Annotated in this window: 9 protein-coding genes; all 9 read right to left on the bottom strand. The window is 51.2% G+C overall.

From position 1 onward, the window contains the following. Positions 1–312: 312 nt before the first annotated feature. On the bottom strand, positions 313–3,735 hold the full coding sequence (locus tag ACY0JR_RS14295; RefSeq protein ID WP_462634783.1) for an amidohydrolase family protein: 3,423 nt from the start codon (positions 3,733–3,735) through the stop codon (positions 313–315). 904 nt (positions 3,736–4,639) lie between these two features. Beyond that, positions 4,640–5,605, bottom strand: a complete 966-nt coding sequence (locus ACY0JR_RS14290; RefSeq protein WP_462634782.1) for a sugar phosphate isomerase/epimerase family protein — start codon at positions 5,603–5,605, stop codon at positions 4,640–4,642. A gap of 55 nt (positions 5,606–5,660) precedes the next feature. Beyond that, complete coding sequence (locus ACY0JR_RS14285) at positions 5,661–6,548, bottom strand: hydroxypyruvate isomerase family protein (protein WP_462634781.1); 888 nt, start codon at positions 6,546–6,548, stop codon at positions 5,661–5,663. A gap of 77 nt (positions 6,549–6,625) precedes the next feature. After that, positions 6,626–7,291 carry a 3-keto-disaccharide hydrolase gene (locus ACY0JR_RS14280; protein ID WP_462634780.1) on the bottom strand — a complete coding sequence of 222 codons (666 nt, stop codon included), beginning with the start codon at positions 7,289–7,291 and terminating at the stop codon, positions 6,626–6,628. 85 nt (positions 7,292–7,376) lie between these two features. Then, the gene (locus ACY0JR_RS14275; protein ID WP_462634779.1) at positions 7,377–7,841 is read right to left on the bottom strand and encodes a c-type cytochrome; all 465 of its coding nucleotides are present in this window, start codon (positions 7,839–7,841) and stop codon (positions 7,377–7,379) included. A gap of 308 nt (positions 7,842–8,149) precedes the next feature. After that, a complete protein-coding gene (locus ACY0JR_RS14270; protein WP_462634778.1) occupies positions 8,150–8,713 on the bottom strand; it encodes a gluconate 2-dehydrogenase subunit 3 family protein in 564 nt (187 codons plus the stop codon). A gap of 102 nt (positions 8,714–8,815) precedes the next feature. Further along, entirely contained in the window at positions 8,816–9,325 is a 510-nt protein-coding gene (locus tag ACY0JR_RS14265; RefSeq protein ID WP_462634777.1) for a hypothetical protein, read from the bottom strand. A 57-nt stretch (positions 9,326–9,382) separates the two neighbouring features. Further along, positions 9,383–10,849, bottom strand: coding sequence for a Gfo/Idh/MocA family protein (locus ACY0JR_RS14260; RefSeq protein WP_462634776.1), 1,467 nt, complete (start codon positions 10,847–10,849; stop codon positions 9,383–9,385). 20 nt (positions 10,850–10,869) lie between these two features. After that, on the bottom strand, positions 10,870–12,549 hold the full coding sequence (locus tag ACY0JR_RS14255) for a GMC oxidoreductase (RefSeq protein ID WP_462634775.1): 1,680 nt from the start codon (positions 12,547–12,549) through the stop codon (positions 10,870–10,872). Positions 12,550–12,985 lie beyond the last annotated feature (436 nt).

The raw sequence follows: 12,985 nt of genomic DNA, 5'->3' as shown, positions 1-12,985 counted from the left end.
AAGAAAGCACTATTCTGTTGGTGGTTCCCGGCGAGTCTGGAGACTCGCTTCATCCTATGTCACTAGACTGGAGTCTCGCGCCAGTTGAGCTAACACTTTTTAAACCTGTTTTCTACAAAACAGCTCCAAAGACCTCGTAATGTGCGCAGCTCCTACAAGTATCTACGCCCGTGCCGTTTTCATGCCTGCTTTCCGCAAAACAGCCCAAAAGAGATTGCCGATGCTTTCTGGCTAGATTTTCCGAAAACAAGCTGTAAACAAAAACGCCTCACCTGCATAGCAGGTGAGGCGTTTTCAAAACATCAGAAAAGATTATTCCTGAATACCGGGCACGCCCAGTGGAAGGGCGCTGTGCCAGTCAAAGTCTGGGGCTTTCTTCTTGGTGGGGGCCAGTTCATCCAAGGTGTTAGCATCATAGAGACGACCGTTGCGCATCACGTATTTGATAGTGTTGGTGTTCCGGATGTTCTCCAGTGGGTTCTGATCCATGATTACCAGATCCGCCAGCTTGCCGTTCTGGATAGAACCTAAGTCACCGTCCAAACCTAAAGATTTCGCGCCGAGGATGGTAGCTACTTTCAAGGCATCTAGGTTCTTCATGCCGCCAGATTGGATAGACCAAAGTTCCCAATGGTAGCCCAAGCCTTGCAACTGCCCGTGGGAGCCAACACCGGCCAGACCGCCATCTTTCACCAGGTTGTTTACAAACTGCGCGTGCTTGTCAAAGATGTGCTCTTCCTTCATGAACCAACCTGGTCTGCGGCGCGATTTCTCGTCCAGCTCTACTTTAGGCGTGAAGTAGTTCAGCTTTTTGTCGCCGGCCAGATCCTCAGTGGCATAGTAGTAGTTCTCGGCCCAAGGTCCACCGTAGGCTACCAACAGCGTAGGCGTGTAAGCGATCTGTGACTTAGAAGCAAAATCAATCACGTCTTTGTACAGCGGATAGATGGGGTACGAATGCTCGTGGCCTGGGTAGCCGTCCAGAATCTCCGTCAGGTTCAGTTTGAAATCCAGACCTCCTTCGGTGGTTGGCATCAGACCTTGCTCTTTGGCGGCCATGATGATCCACTGACGGTGCTGGCGGTTCCCCACCATGTACATTTTGATGGTTTTGGTGTTGTAGTAGTCTGAGTACTGTTTCAGCACGCTCTTGGCATGATCCAGGCTTTTAAGGTTGTAGGACCAATACCCCACACCCGGACCTGTAGAGTACACCCGTGGCCCGATCATTTTGCCGGTTTCTACCATGTCTGAGTAAGTCAGTACGTCGGTAGTAGCGGTTTGCGGGTCGCGGGTGGTAGTCACGCCGTAGGCCAGGTTTGCAGCGTAGATCCATACCTGGTTGGAGTGTACGCCCCAACGTGGCCACATGTGCGCGTGGGTGTCTATGAAGCCTGGGGTGATGGTTTTGCCTTTCACGTCCATCACGGTAGCGTTCTGCGGAACAGTTAACGTACCAGAAGCACCTACAGCTTTGATGCGGTTGTCCTGGATGAGGATGTCTCCGTTTTCAATCACTTCATCACCGTTCATGGTAATGATGCGGGCACCTTTCAACAGGATGTTTCCGGTTGGGATGTCACGCGGTACCGTGATGGCTATTCTGGTTTCCACCGGCTTGTAGCCCTCAATCTTCACGGCTTCTTTGGCGCCGGTGCTGTCTTTCTTAACTTCAGTGCTTGGCTTGGCGTCTTTCTTCAGCTCCTCAGCGGCTTCCATTTCGCGCTTCTTCGCGAAAGCAGCGTCTAAATTGTAAGCGAAGAAGGCATTACCGATAGACCAGTACACACTCTTACCATCGGCTGACCAGCTCGGGAATTGACCACCAATGTCCGTTAATTTCCAGCTTGGAAACTGAGAGCTAGCTACATCAGCCACCGAGATGGTTGGGGTTTCGCCGCCCACAAACGGGATGGTCACCACGTAGATCTCGTTGTTGATCAGGGCCAGGGCTTTGTCACCTTTAGGGGCTTTGATCACCGTAGTAGCAGTAGAAGCCTGCATTTGCGGCTCACGCTCGTTCACGTGCGTGTTGTGGCTCATCTCCTCCTCCAGCATATCGGCGAACGAGCCGAAGGTGGTGATTCCTTTCACTTTCACGAACGGCTTCTTATCCGTACCATCCCAGCGGATGGAAATCAATCCGTCTGAGGAGCTGTACAGGTGAATGCGGTCATCGCCTTGCACGAAGTGCGGGTTAGCGCCCAGGTTGGCTTTGGTCACAAACGTGCTGGGCCCGCCTTTAGACGAGATCCAGTTAATGGTCTGCCGCGCGTCAAACGCACTTGGCCCCGCTGATTCTCTATAGGTTTGAGCAGCGCCTTTGATGAACACGATTTTATCGCCTTTGGGCGACCAAACCGGCTCCTGGAACACCGAGTTCTCCTGGCTCAGTTTCACGGGTTTCGCTTTGCCGTTGGCTGTTACTTTGTAGATAGCACCGCCGGTTTTCTCGTGCCAGGTCACAAACACCAGCTCTTTGCCGTCTGGCGACCAGGCCGGTTGCGCCTCAGTGAAATCATTGGTGGTCACGCGTTTCGGAGTGCCGTTCGGGTAATCCGTGATGTACAATCTGTCCAGTGCGGTGAAGGCCAGACGCTTGCCATCCGGCGACATTGCCGCATCGCGGATCTGCGTTACCTTCATGGTTTTGTCATCGCTAATCGGGTATTTGAACTCCAGTTTAGGCCCGATCGCGATTTTAGTATTCACCTCAAACGGAATCTCCTTGGCCTGGCCGCCATTTACCGGAATACGGTAGATTTTACCGCCGTAAGAGGCCACTAGTTCTTTACTATCTGGCGTGAACGACATGGCCGGCAACACTCCCAGCGGCGCTACTGATTCCTGCTCGTCGCGCTGCACCGGATACGCCAACCACTTCTCATCCCCTGATTTCAGGTTCTGCACTATCAAACCAGTTTGGTTGTTGTGGCGGGTTCCGTAGACCAGCATGGTGCCGTCTGGTGACAAAGTGGGCGAGAACGCCGATCCGTAGCGCGAGGTTCTGGTATCCGTTTCACCGGTTTCGCGGTCCAGTGTGGCCAATTGGTACTGCGGCAATTGCGCGTTGTAATTCCAACCACCAGTGCGGCGCGAATACCAGATATAGCGTGGGTCCTTGCCGAAGGCGGGCTCCACGGTTTTCAAAGTCTCAGGCGTTTTGATCAACTGCGTTCCGCTACCGCTGTCTTTGTGGTATAAGTGCAGTTTCAAATTCCGGCGACCTTGCGACACCACCAGGTATTCACCATCGGGTGTCCATTCTGCGGCCTGGAAGTTCTCGTTTTTGCTTTTGCTGATCTGACGGGTTTTCTTGGTCAACAGGTCCATTACCCACACGTTGTCATTTCCGTCGCGGTCTGACAGGAACACAATAGACTTTCCGTCTGGGCTGAAACGCGGCTGCACGTCCAGGGCCATGCCTTCGGTCAGCTGCTCGGCCTTGCCACCGGCCATCGGCAACAAATACAAATCACCCAGCATGCTGAAGATGATTTGTCCGCCGGCCGGATGTACATCCAACGCGAGCCAAGACCCTTCCTTGGTGTTGATGTCAATGGTGCGGCCTGCTTCTAAGGGCAGGTCTTTCTTCTCTTCTTTTTTGGGGCTGTCTTTCTTTGCCGGCACGGGTGCGTTCTGAGCCAACGAAGGCTCCACGAACAGACCCAAGGTGCAAAGCAGCAACACGGGTTTCTTCCAGCCAGAAAGGTTGCTGGTAAAAAACTGCTTCATAATAAAGGGGTTAGTAGAATGATAGTTTGGGAACTGTGAAGATAAGGATTGTTTTGATAAGTTATTGAAGTCTTAGGATTTGCCTAAGAACTTACAGTTCAATTTATAGGAGATGGTGTGACAGTTGCAAAGGTGCTTTGGGGCTGTTTTGCAGAAAATGGATGTAAAATAGCTACCCAAGCGGGGTCTTCCTTTGAGAGGCGGGATGTTAGCTCTTCACCCCCCTTTTCTGGTTCAAGTCTGTGACTTGGACCCATCACGACCTGAAGTTTGCAAATCAGTGAGGCGTGAGCTTCAAGATGTTTGCTTTGTTGTGCGTAGAGTTAGCGTCAGCCCTCTACGCACTTGGTGGACAGCCAATCTCCTGATTGGCGAAACAGGCGAGTTGATTACTTCCTACCTCATGACTCAGAACTCTGGACTCAGCACTCGCTTTGCGGAGGTTTGTCACTTTTCTCCTTGATGAGAAAAGTAACCAAAAGAATCAAGAAGCTCCGAACTCGCTGCCGCTCAGACAGGCGGAGCTTCAGAGGGTACCACCGGGTAAAAGCCTTCTGTTCCATAGGGAGCTTACGGTATTGCTGTTAAATCCGCCTCTGCTTGCGCTTACCTCCGCTTCGGGCTACGCAGGCGGCCCTCCGCTGGGGAAGACGCAGATGAACTTCATTACTGTTTGTTCCGTTGCAACGCCTTCATCGTCCTGCGGACGTACTGGAAGAACCCGACGTTGGTGTCTCGCTGTTTCCGCCGTTGTTGGTGTTATCACCAACAACCAGGACTGCGGCCCCACTAACCTCTTATGCCAAAACATAGCTGGGGAATTTTTAGAAACCTGTAAACGCAGTTCGGGCCTGCTTTTGGGAAAACAGGCCCGAACTAGAGTGCGATTGATGTAAAGGAAAGCTTACGCCAACAACGTGTTCTTCACGTAGTCACGGCTTTGTTTAATGCTTTGGAAGGGGTCCATGCCGGTGGCGAAGTTTTCCTGCTCTACGAAGATGCGGTCTACGCCGGAGGTCTTAGCTTGGGCGAAAATGGCTTTGTAGTCGATGGTGCCGCTGCCTACCTCAGTGTTCAGGTCTGGCTTGGCTTTGTCCATGTCTTTCACGTGCCACATCACAAAGCGACCTTTGTGTTGGTTAAACATGTCAACCGGTTTATGGCCGGCCTTTTCCATCCAGAACAAATCAGCCTCGAAGCTTACCAACGCCGGATCGGTTTCTTTGAGCAAGATGTCATAACCAGTGGTGTTGCCGTATTGCTTAAACTCGAAATCATGGTTGTGGTAAGCCAGTTTCAGACCAGAGGCTTTGCACAGTTCGGCGGCTTTGTTCACCTTCTCCGCAATGTTCTTGTAGGCATCGGCGCTGTTGCGCAGCTCTTCACCCAGGTAAGGCACCGTGATGTATTCGTGGCCTACAATATTACCGGCCTCAATGTAGCGTTTCACAATGTCGGTGTTGCCGTCTTTCATGTACTGGCCAAACTCATAGTGTCCGCTGGTAGAGAGCAGATTGTTGGCGGTTAGCAGTTCTTTGAAAGCGGTGGGCTGTAAGCCCCAGTAACCTTTGTCTACGGAATAGCCATATGTTTCCACATCATTGTATCCCGCTTGTGCCACTTTCCCAATCACGCCTTTCACGTCAGTGGGCAGCAACTCGCGCAGGGTGTAGAGCTGGATACCAATGTCACTGATGCCGGTATCTTCATTACCAGTGCTGGCCGTGCTGGCACCTGTGCCCTCCGCGGTGGAGGCGGTATTGCCGGTGTTTTGATTGGAAGAATCGCAGGAAGTAAGCAGCGAGGGCGCAAATGCCACGCCCGCTGATAGTAAACCGAGCTTCTGTAGAAAAGATCTTCTGTTGTTCATTTGGTTTTAGAGGTAGGTATAAACGGTTTGTTTGAGTTAGTTGAAAGAAAGCAAATCAGACATCGCAGATCTGAACGGCTTTTCTCAGGGAAGCTACTTTGTCTTTGGCCTGCGGAATGAACTCCTGCGCCACGAAGCCCTTGAAACCGGTGGCTTTAATGGCCCGCATGATGGCTGGGTAATTGAGTTCCTGCGTGTCATCAATCTCGTGCCTACCTGGCACCCCGGCGGTGTGGTAATGCGCAATGTATTGGTGATTGTCTCTAATGGTCTGGATCACGTTGCCTTCGTCTACCTGCATGTGGTAGATATCATACAGCAGTTTGAAGTTCTCTGAGCCTAAACGTTTGGCCAGTTCTGCCCCCCAGGCTGTTCGGTCGCACATATAATCTTTATGGTTCACTTTGCTGTTCAGGAGTTCCATCACCAGCACTACTTTGTGCTTTTCGGCCAGCGGCAGCAGTTTTTTGAGACCTTCCACCGAGTTCTTCAATCCGGTTTCATCATCCATGCCGTTGCGGTTCCCGCTGAAGCAAATCAGGTTGGTGTAACCGGCTTTGGAAACCAACGGAATCATGTCTGAATAATTCTTGACCAGCGTGGCGTGGTACTGCGGATGGTTAAACCCTTCGGTGAGGCTGATCTCTGCGCCGTTGCACATGGTTGAGATTAGCCCGTGTTTCTGAAGAGTTGGCCAATCTTTAGGCCCAACCAGATCAATGCCTTTCAGACCCATTCCCTTCGCGGCCACGCACAGTTCCTCCACTGATAAATCATTGAAGCACCAGCGGCATACTGAGTGGTTGATGTTTCCTTTTAACGGGTAAGCGGCTTCTGTTTTCTGCTCATTTTGGGCAAAACAGGCTAAAGACCCGGTGGCAGTCAAGGCGGCAGTAGTAGCCAGTATTCCTTTGATGGCAGTTCTTCTATTTTTATCTGACATAAGTGTACCGAGAGGGTTAGGGCATGTTTAGTTGGTACTTTCCTTCTTCGGCTCTGCCGAAGAGGCAAGGTTTCCGTCTACAGCCGCTTGATCATGATGTTGCGGTACCACACGTCATCGCCGTGGTCCTGCAAGGCTATTTTACCAGATTTGAAAGCCCCAAAACCAGCCATGTCTTTGAACTTGCTTCCGGCTATCATCTTTCTCCAATTATCGTCCCACAGGGTGGTAGTGACCACTTTCTTCCCGTTCTGGATGATTTCCAGGCGACCATTGTTGCTGATGATTTCCACCTGGTTCCACTCGCCGGCAGGCTTCACCGTTTCAGGGCTGCTGGCGATTAGGTCATACAAATCACCGGCACGGTGCTTGTGGATCTTGGCATCAGGGTGGCCTTCATTGTCCAGCACCTGCACCTCGGGGCCGGTGTTCCAGGTGTTAGGGTATTTGGCGGCATCATCCTGCACAAACAAGATGATGCCGCTGTTGCCGTTGGCGGCTATTTTCCAGTCCAGTTTCAGGTGGAAGTTATCAAAGCTTTCCTCCGTTACCAGATCTCCGCCGTCGCCCTTTTGCCAATTCTGCTTGTTGGCAGCATCCAGGTGCAGGGTACCATTGTCTACTTTCCAGGCTTTGCCCACCTCGGCTTGCCCGTAGGTGTGCCAGCCTTTGGTGGTCTTTCCATCAAATAAAAGACGAAAGCTAGCCTCTGCAGCGCTGCCCGCTGATTGATTGTTATCCATAACTGTTTTGGAGGGCGAAGACATACAGGCGCAAAAAGCACCCATTGCCAGTAGCGGAAAAATGTTCCGGAGGGCCATAGGCTATTTATTTTTTAAGCGACAAGATGTACTGCGCCATTTGTTTGGCTTCGTCTTCGCTCAGATTGGGATGCGGCGTCATGGCAATCTGTCCCCAAACACCGCTGCCGCCTTTGATGATTTTGCCGGCCAGGTAGTCGGTGTCTTTCTCGTTGTTCTCGTATTTATCTGCCACTGCCTGGTACGCCGGGCCTACCAGTTTCTGGTCTATTCTATGGCAACCGGTACAGTCTGACTGCGCTATCAACTTTTCGCCTTCTGCGTGCGCTGCCACGCCGGTGCCCGCCGTGCGGTCCGTGCCTATGTTCAGGCTGGTGGTGTCTGCGTCAGATTGACGGGTTGCGGCACTCATATTGGCCGCCGAAGAAGAATCTGCACTTGAACTTTCCACGGCACCTTCATTGGTGGTAGAATTGCTGTTACAGGCTGCCATGAAAGCGCAGCAGCTTAAGAGAAGGAAAACTTTTTTCATAGTGGGTACGCGTAATTCTATTTAATTTAGGTTTGGTAATGATAACTGGTCCCAGATAAACTTCCTCAGATTCAACAGAAAGCAAAATGGGTTTATTTTTCTGTTCCGGTTCTACTGGTTTCAGTGTTTGCCAACACAGAAGCCAATACTTGTTTCAGACCTATTTTCTGAAAATCAGCTTAAATACGGGATTTTATCTGGCAATCCTATCAGTTTCCCTCTTACACCCTACTTTTAAACTTCAGGAAAGCTCACAAAAGCAGGATAATTGGATTTGAGGGCGGCGTTTACTTTTAGAAGTGCTTCCCTTAGGTAGCCCAGGCTTTGTCTCCCTTTTTATAAGGCATACAACCCTCATAACGGCCCGGCACCGGAAGGTAGCGCAGGGCTTGGGTGGCCCCCACTTCTGAGGTGAAGTAACCCAGCAACGTCAGTTCCTTCATCATTCTGAAGTAATGGTTAGGGTCTTCCTCTTTCTTGTTTTGCTGATGGTTCTTTTGGTCCTTGTCTAGTTGGTTCAGGAGGGCGGTGCGTTCCTGGGCGCTTGCTTCCAGAAATTTCTTATTGAATTTCTTCTTGCTGGCATCATCCAGTTGGGAGATGCCTTTCAGGAACACTTTCTGATCTTCTGGGGTGTAGCAGTCCTGCACCATGGTGGCCATGAAGGTGCCAATCTTGGCGGCTTTTGCGCCGGGCGTGCTGGTTGTAGGGATAATGGTCTCCCCTACTTCATCTAAAAACGCTACCTGGTCCTGGTCAAATAGCTTGTTGACCTTGGGAGAGCTGTTGGTGCAGGATACCAGGAATTCGGCCCCAATCATGGTCCCGCCCATCAGCCAACCAATAGCGGCAATCGCTTCTCTTCTATTCATGTGTAAAAGGTTCTTTGAACTTCTGTTCTGTATTTTTATTGGAGTTGCCTATATGGTGGCAAGACTGCCATATAGGCCTAGTTAGGAATAGGCTTTTCTATGTCAACAAGGAGACCAATATTCAAACTTAATGAGCTTTCCATTCTTGAAATAAAACGTTGCCCCATCATCTCTATGGCTGGAAAAAAAGAATAATTCATCCACCGGTTTTTTATCAAATTGTTCTTTAGCCTCATTCCCGAAAAGTTTTATCATATCATTCTTGGTTGTTAGTCCACTCAGGTCTGTATCGCCATATTTCAATTTGGTTTTACCTTTAACATCAAAGTTGACTTCCTCTAGTTGAAATTTCTCTTTGTCACGTCCAATGTAATTGAACCCTTGGTAGAGAAGTTGGTAAAACGAGCTTCCGGGCTGTTCTCTAGAATGAGCGCCACATTCATAATCGGGGTAATTAACTTTGGGCTTGCCAAAAGTTTTTACGACTATCTCCTTAGACGCCAAAAAACTTACTCCATTGAATTTAATTCTGTTTAAATCGAATGAGGTTTGCTGTCCATAGCCACTCATTACCATAATGAAAAGCAAGCAAGTCGTGAATGCGTGTTTCATTTACTAGAGATTTAACTTATAGAATCTTACTTTATCTAACAACAACACCCCTACCCATCACACACCCAACGTCCATCCGGCGCGGTAATCGCGTTTCACGAACTGGTTTACCTCGTCAAAGTTGGTGACGCGCATGTTGTCGTTATCCCAGAGTAGCTTTACGCCACGGCCAGGATAATCAAACCCGTTCCCGTCTGCTTTAGGCCTGCGCACGTCAATCCCTCTGATGGCGAGATTGGCCATGAGCAAGGCCTCAGTGAGTGGACCAGCAATCTCAAACGGAGAGCTGACTTCCATTTTGCCGTATCCGGCCAGGCAGGCTTCTACCCATTGGGCATAATGTCCGTCGGCCCCGCCGGGTACTCTGGCTAGTTGGTGTTTTGGTTTCACTTTATGGGTGCGGGAAGTAGGCAGCAGGCGCGGGTCTGCCCCGTAGGTGCTGCACATCATCTTACCTTTTGTCCCCACGAAGAGCGTGCCGTTGCCGCCGTCGCCGAATACTTCATTAGGGCCAAGTTCTTCGGGGCGCTCGGGCTGAATACCGCCATCCATCCAGTGCAGGGTTACCGGACCTTTGGTTTTGTCGGTTTTGGGGAAGGTCAAGGTCACGTGGCTGGACGGGGGGCAGCTTTCTGGGAAATAACCGCGCTTGAACTCGTCTACATACACGCTGCCTACGCTGGCTTGCACATCGGTGGCGTACTGCAAATCAAGTACCCGGAACGGGGCTTCAATCAAATGGCAACCCATGTCGCCCAAGGCACCAGTGCCGTAATCCCACCAGCCGCGCCAGTTAAAGGGTACCAGTTTGTTCACGTACTCTTTGTAAGGCGCCGTACCTAACCACAGGTCCCAATCCAAGCCTTGGGGAACTTCTGCTTTGGAAGTGGGCCATTGAATTCCCTGGGGCCAAACGGGCCGGTTAGTCCAACTGTAAATGGTGTGCACCTTACCTATGGCTCCTGAATCATACCATTCGCGCAGTTGACGTACGCCATCGCCGGAGGCACCCTGGTTGCCCATTTGCGTGACTACCTTGTAGCGTTTGGCGGCATCGGTGAGCATGCGGGCCTCGTAGATGTCATGCGTGAGCGGTTTCTGCACGTAGACGTGCTTGCCCAACTGCATGGCCGCCATAGTGGTCACGGCGTGGTTATGGTCCGGCGTGGAAACAGAGACGGCGTCAAAGTTTTTGGCTTCCTTGTCGAATAGCTCACGCCAGTCTTTGTAGTATTTGGCTTTGGGAAACCGTTGCCGTGAGTTAGCGGCGCGGGCATCATCTACGTCGCAGAGAAACGTGATATCGGCTTTGCCGCTGTCATAAAAACTTTTGATGTCGCTTTCGCCTTTTCCGCCTACGCCCACGGCGGCTATCCGTAGTCGGTCACTGGGCGCGGTGTAGCCTTTGCCGCCCAGCACATAGCGGGGCACAATCATAAAGCCAGCGGCGGCCAGGGCTCCGGTTTTTAGGAACTGCCGTCTGGTGCTGTCTTGCGGGGCGATTTTTTTTTCTTCTTCGGCCATGAGGGTTAGCTAGAGGGATATCAGATGTTCATTTTTTTCAACTCACTTACGGCGTGGTCTACGGCGCGGGCAGTAAGGGCCATGTAGGTAAGCGATGGATTCTGGCAACCCGCCGAGGTCATGGCCGCGCCGTCTGTCACGTACACGTTGGGCGCGTCCCACACTTGGTTGTGTTGGTTCAGCACCGATGATTTAGGATCGCGGCCCATGCGGGCGGTGCCCATCTCGTGGATTCCCTGCCCCATGGCGTAACCGGAGTCATAGGTTTCCACGTTCTTGAGTCCGGCTATTTCCAGCATTTCTTTGGCGTCATTGGCCATGTCTATGCGCATTTTGTGCTCGTTTTCCTTAATCTCGCAGGAAATGTCCAGCACCGGAAGGCCCCATTTGTCTTTCTTTTCTTTGGATAGCTTCACCATGTTCTCATGGTACGGCAACGTCTCCCCGAAGGCATTGATACCCATGGTCCAGGCACCGGGCTCGGTCATGGCCTCTTTCAAGTCTGCGCCAATGCCCATTTCCGCAATTTCCCGGCCCCAACCGGTACGGCTGGCACTACCCTGGTACCCGAAGCCCCGGATGTAGTCGCGCTGTTCACCGTTTAGGTTCCGGAACCTCGGGATGTAGATGCCGTTCGGCCGACGGCCATAATAGTATTTGTCTTCGTAGCCCTCCACATCGCCTTTGGCCCCGGTCCGGAAGTGGTGGTCCATGAGGTTGTGGCCCAACTGTCCGCTACTGCTGCCCAGACCACCTTCCCAAACATCCGTAGCGGAGTTCATCAACACCCAGGTAGAGTTCAAAGTAGAAGCATTCAGGAACACCACTTTGGCGAAGTACTCATAGGTTTGGTTGGTTTCGGCATCCAGCACTTCTACCCCTTTGGCTTTCTTAGTATCTTTGTCATACAGGATTTTAGTGACAATGGAGAACGGCCGAAGCGTTAAGTTACCGGTTGCCATAGCCGCTGGCAGCGTAGACGACTGGGTACTGAAGTACGCCCCAAACGGACAACCCAGCCGACATTTGTTGCGGTACTGACAGTTGGTACGGTTGTGGTGAGCAGAGGTAAGGTTGGCCGTACGGCCGATGATCAGGTGGCGGTTTCCGTTGTAATGCGACTTGAGGCGGGCTGCCACGTCTTTCTCCACGCAGTTCAACTCCATAGGCGGCATGAACTCGCCATCTGGCAAATGCGGAATGTTGTCTTTGGAACCGCTAATACCCGCGAACTTCTCCACATAGCTGTACCAAGGTGCTATGTCTTTGTAACGGATGGGCCAGTCCACTGCGATGCCGTCTTTGGCGTTGGCCTCAAAATCAAGGTCAGAGAGGCGGTAACTCTGGCGACCCCACATAAGCGAGCGGCCCCCTACGTGGTAGCCACGGTACCAGTCAAAACGCTTGCTCTCTATGTACGGACTTTCCTTTTCATTTACCCAATAATCCAGGGTATCTTCACTGAGCACGTAATCCCGCTTAAGCACCGGATAATTCTCAATCATCTCCTGCGTGCGCCCTCCGCGGTGCGGCAACTCCCAGGGGTGTTTGTTGGCGTTTACGTAGTCTTTGACGTGTTCTATGTTTTTGCCCCGCTCCAGCAGAATGGTTTTCAGTCCTTTTTCGGTGAGTTCTTTGGCAGCCCAGCCACCAGAAATTCCAGATCCAATGACAATGGCATCGTAGGTGTTATTAGCCATAAAGAAGGTTGTTTGCTTAGTAGGTGTTTAGGGTTTAGGTCTAGGGGTGGAAGTAAAAATCAAGTAATATCAACTACTTCATCACTCCTCCACTCCTCGTTAAAATTGTCTTAACGAAACGGCACTTTAATAATAAAATTTAAAATCTTCAAAAGCAAACCCACCTTCCACTAAGAGGACAAGAAGAGCACGAAATTGAGGATTAAGGATTGAAAAACGATAAAATGGTTCTTACCAGAGCAATTGCATTTTGGGCTTCCTTTCTGGAGAATTGGTCAGAAACGTGCTTATAACACCCTCTGGCGCGAGACTGAAGTCTCATGACTTAGGATGAAGCGAGTCTGGAGACTCGCCGGGCACCACCAGCCGGGACACTGGAGTCCGGAGACTCCACTCATCCATCGGCATGAGTCTGGAGACTCACGCCAGCGTATAG

The sequence above is a fragment of the Rufibacter sp. JT3400010 genome, from assembly GCF_054956755.1.
Note: the sequence above shows the minus strand (reverse complement) of the source record. Positions and strands in the feature narration are given on the sequence as shown.